Annotated in this window: 23 protein-coding genes and 1 pseudogene; 8 read left to right on the top strand and 16 right to left on the bottom strand. The window is 63.5% G+C overall.

Features of this window, described 5'->3' with window-relative positions:
• The first annotated feature begins 354 nt into the window (after window positions 1-354).
• Window positions 355-822: a hypothetical protein gene (locus AC07PR_RS22185; RefSeq protein WP_495136592.1), complete on the top strand. Its 468-nt coding sequence runs from the start codon at window positions 355-357 to the stop codon at window positions 820-822.
• A 554-nt stretch (window positions 823-1,376) separates the two neighbouring features.
• On the opposite strand, the gene AC07PR_RS22180 is transcribed toward AC07PR_RS22185, so the two are convergent.
• On the bottom strand, window positions 1,377-2,342 hold the full coding sequence (locus tag AC07PR_RS22180; protein ID WP_495136591.1) for a LysR family transcriptional regulator: 966 nt from the start codon (window positions 2,340-2,342) through the stop codon (window positions 1,377-1,379).
• A gap of 118 nt (window positions 2,343-2,460) precedes the next feature.
• Between AC07PR_RS22180 and AC07PR_RS22175 the strand changes: the two genes are divergently transcribed.
• From AC07PR_RS22175 to AC07PR_RS22160, 4 genes are all read left to right on the top strand, one after another.
• Window positions 2,461-3,237: a 3-oxoacyl-ACP reductase family protein gene (locus AC07PR_RS22175; RefSeq protein ID WP_495136590.1), complete on the top strand. Its 777-nt coding sequence runs from the start codon at window positions 2,461-2,463 to the stop codon at window positions 3,235-3,237.
• A gap of 28 nt (window positions 3,238-3,265) precedes the next feature.
• Entirely contained in the window at window positions 3,266-3,880 is a 615-nt protein-coding gene (locus tag AC07PR_RS22170) for an NADPH-dependent F420 reductase (protein ID WP_495136589.1), read from the top strand.
• Window positions 3,881-3,921: 41 nt separating this feature from the next.
• Window positions 3,922-4,059: a hypothetical protein gene (locus tag AC07PR_RS22165; protein WP_495136588.1), complete on the top strand. Its 138-nt coding sequence runs from the start codon at window positions 3,922-3,924 to the stop codon at window positions 4,057-4,059.
• Between the two features lie 460 nt (window positions 4,060-4,519).
• Complete coding sequence (locus AC07PR_RS22160) at window positions 4,520-4,891, top strand: hypothetical protein (RefSeq protein ID WP_495136587.1); 372 nt, start codon at window positions 4,520-4,522, stop codon at window positions 4,889-4,891.
• A gap of 154 nt (window positions 4,892-5,045) precedes the next feature.
• On the opposite strand, the gene AC07PR_RS22155 is transcribed toward AC07PR_RS22160, so the two are convergent.
• The 5 genes from AC07PR_RS22155 to AC07PR_RS22135 form a co-directional block, all read right to left on the bottom strand.
• Window positions 5,046-5,324: a hypothetical protein gene (locus tag AC07PR_RS22155; RefSeq protein ID WP_495136586.1), complete on the bottom strand. Its 279-nt coding sequence runs from the start codon at window positions 5,322-5,324 to the stop codon at window positions 5,046-5,048.
• A 22-nt stretch (window positions 5,325-5,346) separates the two neighbouring features.
• Entirely contained in the window at window positions 5,347-5,568 is a 222-nt protein-coding gene (locus AC07PR_RS22150) for a hypothetical protein (RefSeq protein WP_495136585.1), read from the bottom strand.
• Between the two features lie 222 nt (window positions 5,569-5,790).
• Complete coding sequence (locus AC07PR_RS22145; protein WP_495136584.1) at window positions 5,791-5,970, bottom strand: hypothetical protein; 180 nt, start codon at window positions 5,968-5,970, stop codon at window positions 5,791-5,793.
• Window positions 5,971-6,076: 106 nt separating this feature from the next.
• Window positions 6,077-6,421, bottom strand: a complete 345-nt coding sequence (locus AC07PR_RS22140) for a response regulator (RefSeq protein WP_495136583.1) — start codon at window positions 6,419-6,421, stop codon at window positions 6,077-6,079.
• 843 nt (window positions 6,422-7,264) lie between these two features.
• The gene (locus AC07PR_RS22135; protein ID WP_495136582.1) at window positions 7,265-7,600 is read right to left on the bottom strand and encodes a YybH family protein; all 336 of its coding nucleotides are present in this window, start codon (window positions 7,598-7,600) and stop codon (window positions 7,265-7,267) included.
• A gap of 176 nt (window positions 7,601-7,776) precedes the next feature.
• Here AC07PR_RS22135 and AC07PR_RS22130 point away from each other — a divergent pair, with 176 nt between their 5' ends.
• On the top strand, window positions 7,777-9,390 hold the full coding sequence (locus tag AC07PR_RS22130) for a histidine kinase famiy protein (protein WP_495136581.1): 1,614 nt from the start codon (window positions 7,777-7,779) through the stop codon (window positions 9,388-9,390).
• A 540-nt stretch (window positions 9,391-9,930) separates the two neighbouring features.
• On the opposite strand, the gene AC07PR_RS22125 is transcribed toward AC07PR_RS22130, so the two are convergent.
• A complete protein-coding gene (locus AC07PR_RS22125; protein WP_495136580.1) occupies window positions 9,931-10,554 on the bottom strand; it encodes a tyrosine-type recombinase/integrase in 624 nt (207 codons plus the stop codon).
• Window positions 10,555-10,756: 202 nt separating this feature from the next.
• Here AC07PR_RS22125 and AC07PR_RS22120 point away from each other — a divergent pair, with 202 nt between their 5' ends.
• Entirely contained in the window at window positions 10,757-11,164 is a 408-nt protein-coding gene (locus AC07PR_RS22120) for a hypothetical protein (protein WP_495136579.1), read from the top strand.
• Window positions 11,165-11,238: 74 nt separating this feature from the next.
• Here the strand turns inward: AC07PR_RS22120 and AC07PR_RS22115 are convergent, their stop codons facing one another.
• The 7 genes from AC07PR_RS22115 to AC07PR_RS22085 all read right to left on the bottom strand — a co-directional run bounded on the left by AC07PR_RS22115 (window position 11,239) and on the right by AC07PR_RS22085 (window position 17,797).
• Window positions 11,239-12,222, bottom strand: coding sequence for a PEP-CTERM sorting domain-containing protein (locus tag AC07PR_RS22115; protein ID WP_495136578.1), 984 nt, complete (start codon window positions 12,220-12,222; stop codon window positions 11,239-11,241).
• Between the two features lie 214 nt (window positions 12,223-12,436).
• Complete coding sequence (locus AC07PR_RS22110) at window positions 12,437-12,670, bottom strand: hypothetical protein (RefSeq protein WP_495136577.1); 234 nt, start codon at window positions 12,668-12,670, stop codon at window positions 12,437-12,439.
• Window positions 12,671-12,762: 92 nt separating this feature from the next.
• Entirely contained in the window at window positions 12,763-13,845 is a 1,083-nt protein-coding gene (locus AC07PR_RS22105; protein ID WP_495136821.1) for an IS110 family RNA-guided transposase, read from the bottom strand.
• Between the two features lie 199 nt (window positions 13,846-14,044).
• On the bottom strand, window positions 14,045-14,638 hold the full coding sequence (locus tag AC07PR_RS22100; RefSeq protein WP_495136576.1) for a hypothetical protein: 594 nt from the start codon (window positions 14,636-14,638) through the stop codon (window positions 14,045-14,047).
• Window positions 14,639-15,031: 393 nt separating this feature from the next.
• Complete coding sequence (locus AC07PR_RS22095) at window positions 15,032-16,057, bottom strand: NAD-dependent epimerase/dehydratase family protein (RefSeq protein ID WP_495136575.1); 1,026 nt, start codon at window positions 16,055-16,057, stop codon at window positions 15,032-15,034.
• Window positions 16,058-16,141: 84 nt separating this feature from the next.
• Window positions 16,142-16,726 (bottom strand): TetR/AcrR family transcriptional regulator, encoded by a 585-nt coding sequence (locus AC07PR_RS22090; RefSeq protein WP_495136574.1) that lies wholly within the window; start codon window positions 16,724-16,726, stop codon window positions 16,142-16,144.
• An 87-nt stretch (window positions 16,727-16,813) separates the two neighbouring features.
• Window positions 16,814-17,797, bottom strand: coding sequence for an aldo/keto reductase (locus AC07PR_RS22085; RefSeq protein ID WP_495136573.1), 984 nt, complete (start codon window positions 17,795-17,797; stop codon window positions 16,814-16,816).
• Window positions 17,798-17,866: 69 nt separating this feature from the next.
• On the opposite strand from AC07PR_RS22085, the gene AC07PR_RS22080 reads away from it, so the two are divergent.
• The gene (locus AC07PR_RS22080; protein ID WP_495136572.1) at window positions 17,867-18,253 is read left to right on the top strand and encodes a MerR family transcriptional regulator; all 387 of its coding nucleotides are present in this window, start codon (window positions 17,867-17,869) and stop codon (window positions 18,251-18,253) included.
• A 42-nt stretch (window positions 18,254-18,295) separates the two neighbouring features.
• Here AC07PR_RS22080 and AC07PR_RS22075 read toward each other — a convergent pair.
• Both AC07PR_RS22075 and AC07PR_RS22070 read right to left on the bottom strand, forming a co-directional pair.
• Window positions 18,296-18,787, bottom strand: a pseudogene (locus AC07PR_RS22075) (YgjV family protein).
• A 79-nt stretch (window positions 18,788-18,866) separates the two neighbouring features.
• On the bottom strand, window positions 18,867-19,619 hold the full coding sequence (locus AC07PR_RS22070) for an SDR family oxidoreductase (RefSeq protein ID WP_495136571.1): 753 nt from the start codon (window positions 19,617-19,619) through the stop codon (window positions 18,867-18,869).
• Between the last annotated feature and the right edge of the window lie 77 nt (window positions 19,620-19,696).

Below are 19,696 nucleotides of genomic sequence, written 5' to 3'. Positions count from 1 at the left end.
CTTCGTTGCGCAAGCCGCAACGACCAGCCGATCCCTCCTGCTCGGCACGCCTCTCCTGCACCGCCTCATGCACGCTCTGAGCCAAGCCCGCCTCGCTAGTGTGCTTGAGCAGCCGCTTGGCACGTCCTGCAGATGATGCAAGTAAGCTCTTGCGCCATGGCGGCCGTTGGGGCAGCCACCAAAGGCGGGGTGCTTGTGAAGGCGTCCGGTGCGAGCGCCTCGGTGAAGATTAAAAAGATGGATAACCAGTTCCAGGAGGGACGCACCTACCCGCGCAGTGTTGACCCCAACGCCCGCTGCCGAACGTCTCGCTGTTCCTCATAGACTGCGACATCTCCCACGGAACACGTCACCATGCGAAGGAAACCGGAACCGCTTTATCCCACCCGGCTTGCGCGCACGATTGATGCGTCGGAGATCCCGGGCTTTGAACCATGGAGCGATCCAGGAGGCGACTACCAGGCGGGCCGGCCTTATGGCGAACTCACTCGTGAAGGCAGAGTGCGCTTCCTCGTCATGTCGCTTCACATGCAGATGCGTTGGCGAGGAGAGGACGGACAAGATGAGCTGCAAGTCTTCGGACCGGCCGGACATGTGCAGGCTCGCTCCAGCTATCCGGACGTGGATGAGCTACTTCCGACCGTGCTGACGGCGTTGGCCTATTTCTGGAATATTCAGCCCGCCGTATTTGTCGGGCTTGTCAATGACATCTTTGGCGCAGACTTCGGTGTTGACTCAACGGTTCCGCAGGACTGCTATCGACGTGCGGGAATGCTTCCAGGTGCCTCACTCGCCAACCATTGGCTGCGAACCAGGTCGTAACCGCTTCTTGTCGACGTTGGAATCGGTCGGAGGCCACGGCTGATTCTGTGGGCCGCCTCATACCCGATGCGGAAGCCTGAGTGGAGGGCAGCTGAGGGTCGAGTGTGGCTGTTCGCCACCGAAGGCAGCGGTCATTCGACCGACGCTAGCGCGCCTCGGAACTCACCATGTCGGCTGCAAATCCATCAGCGGTCATTGAGCGCGCGCGATCCGCGCCGGTCCGATGTCTGCTAAGCACCATTGACTGTGCGCCGAAGTCGCGTTATCCATCGGCCGCAACCGCTGCAGAACGACCGGCGGCATCAGGCTGGTCAGACTCCTTCGCTCTCAGCAATCCGGGCGGCGGCGCTGATCGGGAACTGCCATTCGACCGACAGCGGCGCGTATGTCCGCCGCACCTCCGAGACCGGATGTTCGACCAAGCGCAAGCCTCGAGGGATCTTGAACAACCGGTCTGGTCCGTGGTGACCGGGTGATGCCGATGCATTGCAGACTTCGGGGCAACCGTGGCGAAGCCCGGTGCGATGGCCTTCCGCCTTTCCGGCCTGACAAGGTCACGATGAACGCGTGGGCTTCTTTCGCGGCGTGACGGAGCCCAGGCTGCCCGCGAAACGGCGCGCAAAGTCCTCGCGTTCGAACGCCGCCATCACCATGTCGATGAAGGCTCGCGTCTTGCCAGGCAGCAGGTTGCGACTGGCGTAGTACAGCGAGATGGCGCCGGCGTCCGCCCACCAATGCGGCAGCACCCGCACCAGCTCGCCCGACTCCAGCCAGGGCAGCACGTCTGGCACCGCCACCATGGCCACGCCCAGGCCCAGCCGCGCCGCCTCGCGCAGCGCCGCCGGATCATTGACGACGATGCTCTCGCGCAGCACCGCCGGGATCTCTTCGCCGTGCGCGTTTCGCATGGCCCAGGTGCGAATGCGGCCGGACGAGAGCGACCGCATCACGACGCCGTCCAGTTCCGCCAGGCCCGCGGGGTCGGAGGGAGACAGGCGCCGCGTCAGGTACGCCGGTGACGCCACGGCGACGATGTGAGCCGGCGCCAGCGGGCGGGCCACCACGCCGGGCGACAGCTCGAAGCCGCCGCCGATGGCCGCGTCATAGCCCTCAGCGATCAGGTCCACGGCGCGGTTCTCGAAATGCCACTCCGGCCGGATGCGCGGATAGCGAGCGAGGAACTCGGGCAGCAGCGGCAGTAGGTGGCTCAGTCCGAAGGTCGGTGCCAAGCTGACCTTGAGCACGCCGGCCGGCTCACCGTCTTCCGCCGTGACCGCCGCGATCGCGGCTTGCAGCGCCTCCAGATTGCCACCGATAGCCCCTAGGAAGTTCTCGCCGGCCTCGGTTAGCGTAAGTCGGCGGGTGGAGCGCTGAAACAGCCGCACGCCCAGGTTGCGTTCCAGCATCGCGACATTGCGACTCACGGCCGCCGGCGTCAGCGCTAGCCGGCGGGCCGCCTCCGAGAAGCTGCGGGCCTCGGCGCTGCGCATGAAAGATTCCAGATTGGTGAGGGTCTCCATGCGTGCAGCTTAAACGAATGCTTGAAGATGATCCAATCAACTGCTGACTAATCAAGTGGTAATGAAAGCGGGACATTCACGCCACCGATCTTCTCGGCAACCCAAACGGAGTGAAACCATGAACGCCGCTATCCTGAACACCACCGCTTCCCAAGCCCTGCCCCTGGCTGGCAAGACGGCTCTCGTCACAGGCGGTTCGCGCTCGATCGGCGCGGCGATCGCCAAGCGTTTGGCCGCCGACGGCGCCCAGGTCGCCTTCACCTATGTCGGCTCGGCCACACTGGCCGAAGAAACCGTCGCCGCCATCGAGTCGGCTGGCGGCCGTGCGCTGGCCATCGTGGCCAACGCGGGTGATCCGGAGGCCGTACGTGCTGCCGTCGCTCAGGTTGTCGACACCTTCGGCGGTCTGGACATCCTGGTCAATAACGCCGGCATCGCGCTTGGTGGCCCCATCGAGCAGATCAAGTTCGAGGACTACCAGACCATGATCGCCGTCAACGTGACCGGCGTCTTCGTCGCCACGCAGGAGGCTGTGCGCCACATGAAGGACGGTGGCCGTATCGTGCACATCGGCAGCTCGATGACAAAGTACGCATCCTTCCCCGGCGCTTCGCTGTACACGCTGACCAAGGGCGCCATCACTGGCTTCAACCGCAGCCTAGCGCGCGATCTGGGCCCGCGTGGCATCACGGTCAACACCGTGCACCCCGGTCCCACCAACACCGACATGAACCCGGCCGATGGCGAACTGGCCAAGCTGCTGGTCCCGCACATGGCAGTCGGCCGCTACGGCCAGCCGGGTGAGATCGCCAACGTCGTGACCTTCCTCGCCAGCCCGCAAGCCTCGTTCGTCACTGGCGCCGACATCGTGGCCGATGGCGGCTTCACGTCCTGAGTCCGAGACCCGCCTCAAGGAGTCCAGCATGAACACGTCTATCGCCCCCATCGGCATCATCGGCGCCGGTCACATCGGCACCGCCTTCGCCCGCGCCTTGGCGCGCTGCGCCATCCCGGCCATCCTGTCCAACAGTCGCGGCCCGCAAAGCCTGCAGGCGCTGGTCGATTCGATCGGCCCCAGCGTGCGCGCTGGCAGCCGCGAGCAAGCCGCGGCGCAGCGCATAGTGCTGGTCGCGGTGAACTGGTCCAAGCTGCCTGCGGCGCTGGCCGGCCTGCCGGACTTCGCCGGCCGCATCGTCATCGACGCCAACAATCCCATCGAGGCGCCGCTGTTCAGGCCGGCCGAACTGCACGGCCGCGCGTCGACAGAAGTGTTCGCCGACCGGGTGCCGGGTGCGCGCGTGGTCAAGGCCTTCAACCACCTGAAGCCCGAGCAGTTGGCAGCCGACCCCGCCGCAGAAGGCGGCCGCCGCGTGCTGTTCTATGCCGGGGATGAGCCCGCAGCCAAGGCTGAGGTCGGGGCGCTGATTGAACGTCTGGGCTTTGCCGGCATCGACCTCGGTTCTGTTGCGCTCGGTGGCCGGCTGTCTCAATTCCCCGGCGGCCCGCTGCCGGCCCTCAACCTCGTTCGCTTCGATTGAAGCGCGGCCTTGATCCTAGACAGCAGAAGTTCCATGGCCTCATGCCTGCTGCTCGAAAGGGCGAGCTGGGCGGCACGAAGGTCAACTGCGGACGCCGGTCACAATTGACCGGCACGCTTGCCCTGACCGGATGGCAGCTCTGCGGCGTAATCGTCTTTCAAGAAGGCTTCTTTGAATGACCGCTCCCGCTGCGAAGCTGCCTCTCGCCGGCGTCAGGCAGCTTCAGGCTGGCTGCAGGCGCTCGATTTCTGCGGGCCGACGACCGCTGAGTGCGGCATTGGTCATCCAACTGGTCCGGCACCATGTGGCCGGCGCCTCCTAGCTTGCGGTATTGCCCATCATGGTGGGGCAGAGCCTCCGCCGGCGCCTCGACAATCCTCCTTCAGCCGTCATCGCATCCGGTCGCCTCTTCCTGCTAAGGGGAAGAACAGTTGATCTACGTTCGCATCTGCTTCTGCATCGCCGGCACGGCGTTGGCAATTCGCCATGCGTGGCATGGCCACTTGCTTCTGGCGCTGGCTGGAGCTCTGACCGCAGTCATCGCACTCACAGGGGTGCTTTGGGGCGGGGAGCGCCGCTCGGCGAACCCGCTTGGTGGAGCTCTTAGCTGGGTTGGGCCTCGTTGCTGGCCTGGGCGGCATGCTCAACGACAGCCCTACTTTAGACATGGAGCTCCAGCACGCATACGCCGACGCGACGCACTACCTGTTCTTCGCGGAACAGACCTGCCGTGCCGCGCCTTATGGGATGGTGGGGCGCGCATCAACGGCCTGCATGATGCAAGGCCCCACCGAACAGGTCTCGCTTGCCAGGGACCTCAACAAGGCGCTGCACAACCCGTCGCCGGCATGGCCGATCTTGGACGAGGCGCGCCAGGCCCGTGAGGGGCCTCAGAGAAACGCTTGTGCGGCCGCCTTCGCGGAGGTGTACACACACTGCGGTACAGGCTTCATGGAGCCGCGAAGCATCAAGCACCTCCTGAGCGAGGCTGGCGGACCGGCTTCGAAGTAGGCGTCGTCGGCGTGGTCAGCCATCGTGCCCGCGCGATTCCCCGGAGGCCCATCGGACGGGCAAGGGCCGGCATCATCGTTGTCGGTTCGCGGCAGGCGCTGTATTTCTCGCCTGGCGCTGTCAGCGGGCGGGGGCCTGCGTTCAGACCATGGCTTCAACCGCTGGATGGGCCCACCCAAAACTTGGCGCTGAAGTTGCTCAGGTGCCGCGAATGAGGATCGGGCTTGGCCTGGAACGATGCAGGTATGTCGCCACCGGCGCCGCCGTTCCTGAAGTATTCCTTCACGGCGTGGAGCGCCAGCAATAGCAGGCGCTCCCACTCGCGATGGAGCTGTTCTTGACGCTCCTCAGCAAGCTTTGCTGCGCTGGGCTTTCTGGTGGGCGGCGGCACTGAGTAGTCCGGTCGAAGGTCTACGTCGTGGTGGAACGTCATGCTGCCGTAGTCCCACGCATCCTCAGGCGTTCGCCGCCAGCTGTAGTTCACCCGAACGCTCAGGCGTTCGCTGAGCAGGCTTTGGGTGCAGGACGTTGTCCTCGACGTGGAAGAGTTGGTCTTCCTGCTCCTCCGTTTCGACGCGCTGCTTCATGTCCTCCACGGCGGCCACCAGGTCGCCTCTCTCGCCGGCAAGACGCTGCAAAGCGATTCCGCGATTCCGCGAGTGCGCTGCAGCGCTCACTCGCGGGATCCGCTCTCCGTCAAGCCGGCACGGCCGCCCAAACCGGCGCCAAGACTGAAACGAAGGCCGGCGGTGCCTTGGACAACGCGCGGTCGGCAACCACCACCAAGACGCTGGCAGGTTCAGTCGTGTGGCAGTCGAACCGGAAGCGCTGAACGCGGCTGAGCGCCGGGCAGGGCGTGAGGTCTGGCCGCCGCCCGACACACGGGTGCCGATCTTGGGTTACCAGTCGACAAGGCGAGCATGGGGGTTGGGCCAGTGCTTGCGGAGCATCGTCAACACCGTGTTGACCCACTCGGGGTCTTGCGCGGCGTCGATCCCGACATAGCCATTGCCTCGCGCCCAAGTCTCCAGGCGGAACGGCAGCTCGTCGATGTCCTTATTGCCGACCACGTCGGACAAGTACGCACCCCGGGAGCCTGGACCAGTTCGGGGCTGTTTTTCGTCCTACGACAACCGTTCAGTCCTGGCGGACTCGCCTGGCACCGGGGACTTGCTGGTTGCACGATCAGGCCCAGTACTTGAAAAGCGTCGAACTGAGGCTGTTCAGATTCAGCGGCTTGAGGAAGAAGTGTTCAAACAGTCCCTGCTCCTGCCCCGGCAATATGTTCCCGCTCATGGCGTCAAGGTGCAGCGGCGGATTTCCAAAGCGCCGGATGGCGCGAGCAAAATCGCATCCGCTCATGCCCGGTAGGTCGATGTCGGTCAGAACTGCCCTAACCGGCTCGGCGCAATATGCGGCAAGCCCGCTCTCCGCATCCCGAGCGCCGACGACTTCGAAGCCACAAAATTGCAGGTACGTCACGAGGCTATCGAGGGAATCCTCGTGGTCCTCCACAACTAACAAACGCATAGCCGCTCCAGGGGGGACCGCAAGCTCAGCGTGTCGCTAGCGGCTATGGTGTCCCTCCGGCGCTGCACGGACGGTGAACCCATTGGGGCAATCTGATCTCCCGATGGCTGCACGTTTCCGGCAGTAGATACCCTTGGCTGTAATCACTTGCAGTTGCGTTGCTCACTCATCGAACCGATCATCCGCGCGTGGATATTGCAACCCCCACAGTCCTAGTGCTGGATGACTACCAGATGCCGCCGAGGCTCTGGGAACTTGGTTTTCCATTCAAGGTTGGAGGGTGACGATAGCCCAGTCGGAGTCGGAGGCTGTGCGACGGCTTGGTGAGGAGGCCCCCAGCGTCCTCGTGATCGAGCCCTATCTCCGGGAAGGGCGTGGTATGGCTGTTGCGGCCCTCGCGCGCGTCCAGCCAACGAGCGGCACCTGGATCATTGCTGTGACCTCGCATGTCCGACGCGGCGACGAGGCCGGATACGAACCTACGCTCTTTGACCGCGTCCTATACAAGCCGGTTACCGAAGGGGAGCTTGAGAGCGCCCTCGCCGCAAGGCCATCACGTCGGCAGTGTCCATAGCAAAGACGTTAGCCGAAGAAGTCCCAACAGATTGAAAAGACTGACGCCCATGTCCGGCTGCGACAGTGAACTTGAAGCCTCCTCGAAATCTTGATCCAGCCGGAATCCACTGGCCATCGGTCGGTGGCTACTGATTTTTCGGAAGCCTGCAAGCTCAGCGTCCCGCAGCCTGAGGCGGAGAAGACGGCGGCGTGCTTGCGTTGTCCATGTCCGACACGATGCGCCGCCCGTCGGCACTCTTGCGCAGCACGAGTGTGAACTTGCCGAAGTCAGGCCGATCTGCCGAGGAGCCCCATGTGCCAATGACATACGCCAGCTCCCCCCGAAGTGCAGAACGCGATGGGGCGCAAATGCAGAGGCATGCCCGCGCCATGCGAATACGCCTTGCGGATGGCTTCTGCGCCGCGAGCCGGCGGCTGACCACTTGGCAGCGCCATGCCGTCGGCCTCGAAGAGCGCGGCGAGTGCCTCGGGCTTATTGGCCTCCCAGGCCCGCGCGTAGTCCTTCAGAACGCGGTCTACATCAGGCGGCAAGCTGATGGTCGGCTGGGCCTGGGAAGCGACGGTACTAGACGCCAAGGCGATGGCGAGTACGAGGGTCTTCATGAATGAGCTTCGCCGATGGTCCTGACTTGCCTTATTGAGCCGACCTGAACACGCTTCGTCGGGCGACCACGATTCCAAAGCTTGTCAGACGTGTCCTGCATGCGAACAAGATCAACTCCGGCCTGAACACACTCTTTGGCTTGGCAACATCACGCGTATCCAGGTGATTTGCCGTCATGAGTTCAGAAACCGACCCGCGGGACAAAGCCCCGCATATGCCACGCCACGATGCACGAGTGCAGACGCAGGGGTTTGCGTCGGGCGGCCATGGACGCGACATTTTCTTCGCCGCAGTGCAGGCGACACGCATGCCGATGGTCGTCGCCGACCCGCGCCAGCCGGACGCGCCACTGGTGTTCGCGAATCAGGCATTCCTTGAAATGACGGGGTACGCCCTTGAAGAGATCCTCGGTCGAAACTGCCGCTTTCTTCAAGGGCCGGAGACTGATCCGGGCACGGTGGCGCTCGTCCGCGAGACCCTGAAATCCGAGCGCGAGTTGACGGTCGAGCTGCTGAACTATCGCAAGGACGGGTCAACCTTCTGGAACGCGCTGTTCCTGACTCCGGTGCGTAGCGAGGACGGCGAGTTGATCTACTACTTCTCATCCCAGCTCGATGTCAGTCGGCGGCGCGATGCGGAAGCTGCATTGCGCCAGGCGCAGAAGATGGAGGCATTGGGCCAACTGACCGGCGGCATCGCGCACGACTTCAACAACCTGCTACAGGTCATTACTGGCAATGCCGAGATTGCGGCTCATCGCGCGCGGTCGGCCGCGCCGGAAGACGCGTTGCTTGCGAGATCGATCGCCAACGTCAGAGCGGCGGCGTCGCGGTCCGGCGCACTGACTCAGCAACTGCTCGCGTTCGCCCGAAAGCAGCAGCTTCAAGGCCGTGTGGTGAACGTCAACGAGACCATTTCAAGAACTGCGGACATGGCTGCGAACTCGCTCAGTGACGTGCGGGTGGTTCTTGAGCTCGATCCCTTGCTGGCGAACGCCCGTGTCGACCCCTCGCAGTTTGAGACGGCGCTGCTGAATCTGATGGTGAATGCTAGAGACGCTATGCCACGCGGCGGCCGCATCTGGATCCGGTCAGCGAATCTCCGCGCGAACCAGGAGGACGCCGCCAGTCATGGCCTCGCGTTGCCCGGTGACTACGTGACGGTCTCCGTCAGCGATGAGGGCGTCGGCATCGCTGCGCCGATCCTGGCTAGGGTGATGGACCCGTTTTTTACGACAAAAGCAGAGAGCGGGGGTACCGGACTGGGCCTCTCCATGGTGTACGGCTTCGCTAAGCAAAGCGGCGGCGCGGCCACGATCTACTCGGAGGAAAGGGTAGGCACCACTGTTCGCCTCTATTTTCCGGCGATTGCGGACTCCGCCGCAGCCACAGAAGCTCCGAAGATCCAGCCAAGGGCCGGCCAAGGCGAGCATATTCTCGTCGTGGATGACCGACCAGAGGTCGCACAGACCGCCGCGGCGATGCTGGAGGCCGCCGGCTACACATGTTCAGTCGCCCACAGCGCGCAGGAGGCGATGCAGTCGCTCCGGCAGCATCCCGACGTGAAACTCTTGCTGACCGACATCATCATGCCCGGCAGCAAGAACGGGGTCTTGCTCGCGCAGGATGCGCAGCGGCTGAAGTCCTCGCTCAAGGTGCTGCTCATGACCGGGTTTGCAGACGGCAGCCCGGGTCGATGGGGCGGAGAGAGCTACGACATCGTCTTCAAGCCGTTCACGTCGGAAGACCTGCGCATTAGGGTTCGTCGGGCACTAGATGGTCAGGCTTAGAAGGTGCGTCCTGTCCTCATGAGTCGACTCTACAGTGTTGATCAGGTTGAGGGCGGATGTGAGGTCCTGTCCGATGACGCCTTTCAACAGTTGCCTACGCCAAAGGCTGCAGGATTAGCGAGTTGCTGCCACACCTCTTGACTTCAACGGCGCCGTAGATTGCGTCATAGAGCCAGCGGAGCTGCGAACAGCGAGAGCTCTGCACGCGTTCGAACCTCCGCATGACCTCGCAAGCATCAATGCAGGCCCTGATCGGCAGCTTTACGCTCGACAGCGGTCATCGTTGCCGGCGCGTCGACAGGTGCACCGATGACGGCTTTGGATCCCGGACCGTGAACCCGGCTACGTTCTGCGGATGACGGCACCCGCTGCGGTGCTGATCGTCATCCCTGGATTTGTACTTCGGCTTTGGGCACGAAGCTGCCGCCCGATGCGCGGCGCCGAGTATCTGGAGATGCCGGAACCTCCCTCCACTCCTACTTCCTGGAAGCCGCCGTTGCCGGCGGCCGATCCCGCTAGTGACAACCGCCTTCGGCTTCGTCAGATCTCCGTCTGCTCGGAAATCTCCAGTGCGTCATCGACCTCAATGCCGAGGTACCGGACCGTCGACTCCAACTTGGAGTGCCCGAGCAGCAATTGCACGGCGCGCAGGTTTTTGGTCCGCCGATAGATCAGCGTCGCCTTGGTCCGTCGCATCGAATGCGTCCCGTAGTCGGCAGGGTCTAGCCCGAGTTCCTCCACCCAGCCTTCCAAGATTCGGGCGTACTGCCGCGTCCCAAGATGCGGCGAGCGGTGCATGCGACTGGGGAACAGGAAATCCTCCGACCTCAGTCCCGCTTGCTTGATCCATCGCTGCACCGCATCGCGGGTCGCCGGCGTGATCTCGAACTGAACAGGGCGCTGAGTCTTGTGCTGCATTACCACCGCGCGGCTAGCCACAGCGTCACCGTGACAGACATCTCGCACCTTGAGCGAGACGAGGTCGCAACCTCGAAGCTTGCTGTCGATTCCGAGGTTAAACAGCGCGAGCTCGCGGACGCGGTTCTCCATCTGGAGCCGGACTCGGAGTGCCCAGATGTCCTTGACTTTGAACGGCGCCTTCTGGCCGACGATCTTGCCCTTGTTCCACGGCTCGCGCGAAAGGGTGTTGACTGCTGATCCCATGATGGTCTCCCATCGAGTTGAGGGACATCCACGATGCGCCATGTCGATGCCGGGCCCATGACGGTGTAGCCGGACGACAGCTCACAGGGAGGCTGGCCAACTGTCAGTCGCGGCCAGGAGCGAACTTCGGCGAGCGACCGGTTTCGGGTAGGCTACGCCTCGATCGGCGTTCACCGATATATAGAAAGACGGGAGGGAAGAGATGGCTTGGGACGTTTCGCTGTTCAAGTTCAGTCGGAGATACAAGGATGCCTCCGAGATTGCCGAGGACGAACAGATCGAAAGCATTGGCTGTTTGAGCGAAGTACAGACCACCATCTCGTCTGTATTCCCAAACACTGACTGGACAGATCCCCGCTGGGGAATCTTCTCCAGCGAGATTGGTTCAATCGAGTTCAACGTGGGAAAGGCTGACCCGGTGGAAAGCATTGGCCTTCATGTGCGGGCCGATGACTTCATCGTGGACGGAATTCTGTTGCTCTGCGATCGATTTGGCTGCCAAGCGTTGGATGCGTCCGATGGAAGCTTCCTCAGCCGGTCGGATCATCCCGAGCGGAACTTGCAGAAGTGGCGCGCATATCGGGATCAGATCGTCGCCGGCAGTAGATAGCTGCAAGCGGCCAGGGGCGGACGTCCTCGGGTGACCGATGGTCGCGTCCCTTGCCTCAGGAATCGACAGCCGCTTCAATTGAGGCGGCGCTTGGCCGCGAATGCCAGTCCACCCAGGCCCAGAGCCAGAAGCACGGCGGTGGACGGCTCCGGCACCGGCGCCGGCGCCGGCATTTGCATTGGCATCATGGTGACGAATCGCGCCTCCCCTCCGCCAGTCTGCCCCTCGAAGCCGAGGCCGACGCTGAAGATGCCAGGCGCCTGCATCCCGCTGCCTACGAGTAGTCGGCCGTCGTGGGTCACGAACATGTCTTCTCCGGAAAAGTACGTCTCCATCCCGGTGATGACGTTCGAACTGCCGGCGAGCGCGAGCACCTTGAAGCTCATGTTCGCTAGATTATTACTGTAGCCCAGCATGGTCACGAAGGTCGTGTCGGTGCCCGGGTCGTATTCGACACCGCGTACGTCGGCGAGCTGAAGGAAGGGATCATGCGTGATGCCTTGGGGGTCCGACAGAGCGGACACTTCGCCGAGAAACTGGCCGGTGCTGTCGAAGCGATTCAACGAGTACTTGCTGGCAACGAGGAGGTCGCCATTCGGCAGCGCTTCGACGTCGAAGCCCTCCACGCTCTTGTACAGCGAACCCGAAGTCCCAGCGACGTCGAACTTGAAGACCCCGTTGGCTGCGCCCACGAAGAAGTGATTGCCAGTGGCATCGAAGCTGATCTTGCCGAGGCCGAGGTTGCCCCCGATGGAGCCGGAGAACGCGTAGGAGCGCACGACTGCACCCGAAGCGTTGATTGCCAGCACCGAGGCTGAGGGCGAGAACGTGCCGCTCGAGCGCACCACGTACAGCAGTCCGTCTGAACCGAAGCTCAGGCCCCGGAGGTCGCCGCCGGTCAGGGACAGGCTACCGATCAGGTCGCCTGTCGACGTGTATTGGTTGATGACCGAGTCGTTGGTCGAATAGATGCTGCCCGACGTGAAAGTGATTGATGCCAGTGCGGCAATCGGGAATGCAGCGAGCGCTAGAACGGCGGCTCGAAGAATCTTCTTCATTGGAATCCTCCCTGTCCCTTGGCTGGGGGCCAGATGGTATGTGTGCCCCAAGCCACCTCGCCCCCCCATGTGCGGGGTTCGAGACATCGCACGGGAACTCGCGGTGGAAGCGTGGTTGCACGCCGTTGCAGGTGTTGCTGGCTTGTCGGCGGTTTGGCCCGCCCAGGCGGTGGACCGCTTTGGGTCGACCAGAGTCTGCCGCGCCAGGGACCGGTCATGCACGCCGCCACGCCGGTGCCAGGTGTCGCGATCGGCCGCTGTCCGACAGGTCGCCGTTGTCCATGGCGGGACCGGCCACCGAAGCGAAGGTCGGCTTGATGGAGATCAGCGTGAGTTCATCCGATCGGCGCGACTGGCTCCTCACGCTGCGATGCCGTCGCGGCACGGACGCCTTGTTGACCCAGCTGATATAGGCAGCAAGGCGGGAGAGAAGCGCGGCACCTGTCATCCGGCGGACTCGAAGTCCCGCTGTCCATTCGGAGTTCCGCACGGCAATCCCCAGCGATGGACCGAGCTCGAGGCTCCATGTGCGGCCCGGGATCAACTGTCGTGCGGCGCTTCGCCGCGCTTCCCAGCAGCATTGTGTGCTTTCCCCTTGAAGGGAACGGACTGCCAGGCTGCGGTTTCTTGAAATTGCGTGCCGTCGATGAGCATCTGGCAACTCGTCCGTGCAAGGCGCGCAGCATGAGCGGTCACAGCGATCGAAAAGTGCTTTCGGTTCAGCAGCGAGACAAGGCTGACCGGGCCCTCGGCCTTCCGATAACAGCACATCGCCGCGCTGCGACTCGCGAGGAACAGGGCACGTCGAAGGCATTGGTCGCCGCCGCGCCCGATGTGTCCGAGGCGGGTCAGATCACCGGATGATTTTTGGATGGGGACAAGGCCGAGGTAGGCGGAGAACGCTCGGCCACAGCTCCACGGCGGCGGATCTGGAATCGACGCCGCCAGCGCAGTCGCCGCGCAATATCCGATGCCGGGGACGGTCGACAAGGAGATGCTTCTTGGCTGGGATGCGTGCCAGCGGAGGAGCGCCTTCTTGATGGCCGCGTTCTCCGAATGGGCCGCGCGAAGCCGAGCCAGGCTTGAGCGGATCGTGAACTGCATCTCGTGCGGCATGCCTTCGAGCTCGGTCTCCACCTCCTCATCAGACGCCTGTCTAAGTCCCGCGGCGGTCCTCCATCGCACGCTGCCCATCTCCAGAAGAAAGCCCAGCACCTGGTTCGCACAGGCGGTCTCGTGACGTACGACCAACTCCCTCATCCGATGTAGCGAGAGCGCTGCAATCTGATCGCGTGACTTCACCAGCACTGCGCGAGCGTCAGGGAGGCGGGCGGCGAGCAAGATGAGTGCTGAATCCTTCTTGTCATTCTTCGGGCCCATTCGAAGGCGTGCGACAGCGCGCGCGTGGAGCGGAAGGGGGGTATGCCCCTGCGCAGCAAGAACGTCGCACCAGTGCCCCGCGCCCACACACGCTTCCATGGCAGCGATCGACGGTGGCAGTGAAGCAAAGAACGGCTCCATCTCGTCCCTCGCCAGACTACGGCAGCCGAGATCGCGGCCGTCTTCAGCCTGCATTTGCACTGAGAAGACGCGTCTCGCGAGGTCTAGTCCTACGAAGCGCACATCGCATAGGTCCACGGCAGCCTCCAACGAAGCTGTGCAAGGTCCCGATTCTGTTGCGGGGTTCGGCTGCCGTGCCGAATGCCCCTTGGGGCCAGGTGTCCGTAGTCGGCGTGGGTCTTGACCAAGGCGACCCGGTGAGGACGGACGCCTTGTGGGCTAACTGATCTAGGGCAAGGGCGCTTTGGATTTGACGCAGGAGCTAGAGGACATCTTCCTGGTCGCTATCGCTGCTGTTGCCGTCTCGATCAATCCCCCCGTACTCGTAGGCATAGTGCATGTATTCCTCCAGTTCTGCCGCCTTGCGGTTCGTCGCCTGCGAGAACAGAAATCCGTCCGCGACCGGTGCAAGCGACATGGCGCCCTGCGGGTTGTGGTACTGCTGGAAGCCGATTTGCTGAGCATGGCCCAGGGCGCCGATCTGTTGTTGGTGCAGGACGTTCACTGTGTTTGGAAGCGGTTGCGGGTTGCCCTGGAAGGTCAGTTCCCCCTGCAAGGCTTCCTCGCGTGTTGCGTAAACTTGCCCAGTGACATCGCTGTAGAAGGTCCCGTTTGGCCGCTCGGTGACAACCCGCTGGATAGGGGCTTTGGAGGCTTGGCCGAGCGCATTGGCGCCCGTCAGGGCGTCAATTTGCTGCCGCTGCGCGAGAACGCGGGGACTGTTGTCAATTGCTCGCTGTAGAGCTGATAGGCGTGACTCACGGCCAGCGTCGTGCGCGCGGCGTGCGACATAGTCTGGCTGTGCCGCCGCGCGTCGTTGTGACGCTTGGGGGCTTGAATCCTGACGGTTCTGCATGAGAGATTCCTCCGGATGATCAAGGCATGCCAATTTATCCTTGGCTCTCTCCACGCTACATTGGGTAGGGGCTGAAATTTGCATGGCGAATTGACCGAGGGCATCAGCCTCGGCCCCAGCCGCGGGTGGCTGGCAGGTTCCCTTCTGGCCGAGGCTGTGTGAAAACGCTGCTTCGTTGCTCACCGGCGAGAAGTCGACCTTTCAGATCCGCTCAGGATCGACGATCGCACGGACGCCAATGCTGTCGAGACCCCGGAAACAGCGCGATCGCCGAGTTTTCACACGGCCTCGGCCTGAAGTGGACTTCAGTTTTGCAGCGGAAGCGGACGTTCGTTAACCGCAGCAGCGGGAGAACTTCGGTGCCGCGGCCGCAGCAACAAGCCGAGAGCGCCATCAGCCGGGAGGGACGGCGCACAGCTCTGCCAACCCCTGCTCGCGGGTGACGGGCGGCACATAGTTCAAGTCGCGGCGCGCCTTTCCGATGTTCAACGTCACCTCAACGGCTGAGGGAGCCAACGCCTGCCTTGTGACCGGTGGGCTCCAGCGCCCGCCGGTCAGCGCCGACAGCCCATCCCAGATGCTAGCCACGGCTCGCACGAGGCGGCCGGGCACCTCTTTGGTCGGAACGTCTCTCCCCTGGCTCTGCAGCAGAGCGCTAATGAACGCGCGGAATTCGACGACGTCGTCATCGGTGATGAAGTAGCACGAGCCTGTCTCGCCCGCAATCAGCGCACGCTCGATTCCGTGCATCAGATTGGCGATGTGCGTCGTCGAGGTGCGATACCGCCCACCGTCGATCCAGGCGAACTTGCCGGAGTCCACAGCCTGCAGCAATTGCGGCAGCGCGGTCGTGTCGTCGCGTCCCCAGATGAATCGAGGGCGGACGACCACGACGTCCAACCCGGCTTGCGACGCGGCGAGCGCCTCGCGTTCCGCCTGAGCCTTTGTGGCGGAGTAGCCGCCGACCGGGCGCGCCGGGAGGGGCCAGCTCTCATCGGCGTTCACCAGCGGTCCGCCATCCAAGAGCACCGACTCCGTGCTCAGGTGCACGGCCCGTCGCACTCCCGCTCGCGCAGCGGCTGCGAATACCTGCCGAGTGCCTGCGACGTTGGTCTGCACCTGCGCGGCCGTCGCAGGACCGTGATCGGTGTCCGCTGCTGCGTGGATCAATGCATCGCAGCCAACCATGCCTTTCGCCAAATGGGCGGATAGCAAGCTGCCTTCGAAGGGCTTGGCGCCCAACGCGCGAACCGCGGTGCACGCGGCTTCACTGCGCGCCAATGCAACAACCTCGACACCGTGCGACACGAAATGGCGAATCAGATTGCGGCCAACGTAACCGCTGCCACCCGTGAGGAACAGGCGGGCCGGCAACGCCGACGACGAGGGCTGGGACGATTCAGGGGCAACAGGGTTCATGTTCGATGGTGCGTACAGACGTGAGAGGGCCGCGGGCTGGCGTACCGGCCCGGGCGCGGGAAAGTGAAAGAACGGGGAGGTGCGTCAGCGGCGGCGGGCTGCTGCCGCTGGTTCAAGGAGCACTGGGCGGTTGACCAAGCCGTCGATTTCAAGCAGCAACCGATCACGCTCCGCCTTTGGGAACGTGTGGAAATCCAAGCTCTCCAACAGCTTCAGCCCCTCCAGGGCCAAGTAGGCGAGCAGGGCGCCCCGCGGTTGTGCCGCGTCGGCCTGAACCGCAGCGATGACGGCCGATTGATTGGCCTGCATGGATTCCCGCAGGCTTGCGTCCTGTACCAGCGCAGCGCTCAGGCTCAGCGCCGCGGCACGTTGCGCGAGAGGCAGCGGTTCAGCAGCGGCGGCAATGCGCCCGCGAACCGTCCGGGCATCAATCTCGGCGAGGCCCTCCGCCGCCGCAGCGTTGAAAGCGTTGTCCCGTGCCAAGGCGCGCTGCACGAGCGCCTGGATCAGCGCCTGTTTGCTCCCGTGGTCGTACAGCACGCTTGCCTTGCTGACGCCGGCCTCGGCGGCAACTGACTCAAGCGTCAGCTTGGCTGGGCCCTCTCGCGCTACCACGGCCTCCGCAGCGTCCAGCAATCTGTCTTGGTCAATTACACGCGTGCGCCCCATGCTTAATCCGTTTATTTCCGACCGGATGGATATTAATTTCCAAGAGCACCTAGCGTCAAGGACACTGGGACGCGCAGGGCCTCGCGGTCAGAGCGCAACGCCCTGCACTGCCGCCGCCAGCGGCGCGATCACGGCCATCTCCAGTTCGCCCAATGACATGGACGCGGCAGCGACGTTCTCCAACAGGCGCGTCCTGCGGCGCGTCCCTGGGATGGGCACGACGGTCACGCCCAGCTGGGCAGCACGGGTCTGGAGCCAGGCGAGCGCCAGTTGCGCTGTGGAGATACCCCGCGCAGCGGCCAGCCCGTCCAGCGTTGCTACCAACTGGGCGTTCGACGCTTGGTTGTCAGCCTGGAAGCGTGGGAAGTGCCGACGGAAGTCGTCTGCAGCCAGAGCCTTGCCGAAGGCGGCTCCAGTGAGCAGTCCGCGGCCCAACGGCGCGAACGGGACGACCGCAACGCCGAGTTCTGCGGCCAAGGGAGCGACTTCCTGCTCGATCTGGCGACTGAACACCGACCATTCGGACTGCAGCGCGGCGATGGGGTGAATGGCATGCGCAGCACGCAGTTCTTCCGCGCTGACTTCGCAAAGGCCGAGCGCACGCACCTTTCCGGTCTTCACCAGCTCCGCCATCGCACCCACCGAATCCTCCAAGGGCACATCCGGCGTGCGGCGATGCATGTAGTAGAGGTCGATGGTGTCGATGCCGAGACGCTGAAGCGATTGATCGACCGCGTGCCGAATGTATTCCGGACGGTTGCTGAGACTCCAGTCGTCGGGCCGTTCGACGGTGCGCGTGTAGCCAAACTTGGTGGCGATCACCACACGCTGCCGATTCGCCTTCACGAAGGGCGCGAGGAACGTCTCGTTGGCGCCCAGACCGTACATGTCCGCCGTATCAAACAACGTGACGCCCATGTTCAAGGCCTGCTCCAGAGTCGCACTCGCCTCCGTGGTGTCGGTGGTGCCGTAGAACTCGCTCATGCCCATGCAACCGAGCCCCTGGGTGCCCACGAGGGGACCGCCTGTGCCGAGATGAACGCGAGGGAGTTGGGAGAGAGGTGATTGCATGTCGTTGAATCCAGGCTGGGGAAATCCCAGTTATAACCACGTAGTGAACTACAGGGTCAAGGGCTCGACATGCTACTGTCGGAATTTGCGAAGGAGACGGGGCTGTCGCCAGAGACGGTCCGCTTCTATGTCGGAAAAGGCTTGCTGAATCCGGGCCGAGGTGTGCTTGGCGGCAGCAATCCGTACCAGGTGTTCTCTGCCGATGACGTGACGGCGGCGCGGATGATTCAGCTCCAGAAATCGCTGGGCTACTCGCTGGGCGAAATCGCGGTGCTCAACCGCGAGTACCGGGAAGGGGCGAAGTCCGCCGCGCGGACGGCACAGGTGTTGCGGGATCAGATCGACAAGCTGCAATCACAGCGTGCGGCGCTGGATGCAGCCCTAGCCTTCCTGACCGAGAAGCTCGCATGGGTGGAGGCCGGCAAGCCCGGTCCCGCTCCACAGTTCCCGTGTTGAATTACGGATGCCAGCTGCACCGTTGGCAGAACCACTCGACGGTCAGGCGCCAAGTCTCTTCCTGCGCCGCATGGGCAAGAAATGGAAGCGCAAGAAGCCGACGCAGTTGCTGAGCAGGAACGCAAGCTCGGCCAGCGCGCTCACCCACGCCCCCAGCCACAGGTTGTGGGCGATCCAGAGCAACGTGCCGAGCATCAGTTACACCCTCATCCGTTTGTCATCCCGAACAAAGGCCGCGTGCGTCTGCACGCAGTGCCCCAGCCAGGCGAGCGTGCTGACCGTTGAGAGCGGCAGGATCAAGTAGATGGATGAGGCTGTCGCCAGAAACACAGCCTCCATGCGGGGGGTACTCCAGTGGCAACTGACGAGAAACCGGGCGCTGGCGAGCAGCATCAGCCCCGCTGACGACCAGGCGCTGAGCAAGAAGAACTGGATGGCAAACAGGGTCGTAGACAGGCTCAGCAGGACAAGCACGCCCTTTCGCCCCCGGATTTGGAACGAGACCAGATCAATCAGCAGCGAGCCCGCGGCCATCCGTGTTGGCAGGGATCTGGAAGGCGCCGTCGACTCGTCCCAGTCGTAAGGCGCCTTCGGCGCGCAGAACCCTGTGCGCTCAGCGATTGAGCAGGCGACCGCCGTCGACCACGATTTCCGTGCCAATCGACCAGCGGGATTCATCGGAGGCCAGGTACAGCACGGCCTTGGCGACCTCTTCAGGCGTGCCGAAGCGGCCAAGCGGGATGGTGGCCGCGATGTCCTTGTTCAGTTGTTCGCGGTAGGACTCGGGGATGCCCAGCTTGTCGTACAGCGGCGTGTCGATGGGCCCCGGGCTGACCGCATTGATGCGAACCCCGCGCCCGAGCAGCTCGGTCGACAGCGTCTTCGACAGGTTCAGGACCGCTGCCTTGGTGGCCGCGTAAACGGAGGAGCGGTCTGCGCCCACATGCGCGCTGATGGACGTGTTCAGGACGACCGATGCGGAGGGAGCGAACACCGGCAGCAGCGACTGGATCAGGAAGTACGGGCCCTTTACGTTGACATCGAATGAACGGTCGAACATCTCTTCCGTCCAGTCTTCGAGCGGCAGCCAGACGGAGATGCCCGCGTTGAGGAAGGCCACGTCCAACTGGCCGTAGTGGTTCTTGACGGCTTGTGCCAGGTCCCTCTGCGCTGCCACGCTGGCCGAATCGGCGCGCAGAACCAGCACCTCAGGTCCGAGTTCGGCCTTGGCCTTGGCGATGGAATCCGGGTTGACGCCGGTGACGATCACGCGGGCGCCTTCGGCCAGAAACTGCTTGGCAGTTTCCAGGCCAATGCCGCTGGTGCCGCCAGTGATGAGGGCGCGTTTGCCTTGCAAGCGTGACATGACTTTCTCCTGTAGACGGCCACCCACCGTGGCCGATGAGGAGAATGTGAATCCATGTCTGAATTTCTATAAGATGG

The organism is Roseateles sp. GW821-FHT09H11, assembly GCF_059415845.1.
Note: the sequence above shows the minus strand (reverse complement) of the source record. Positions and strands in the feature narration are given on the sequence as shown.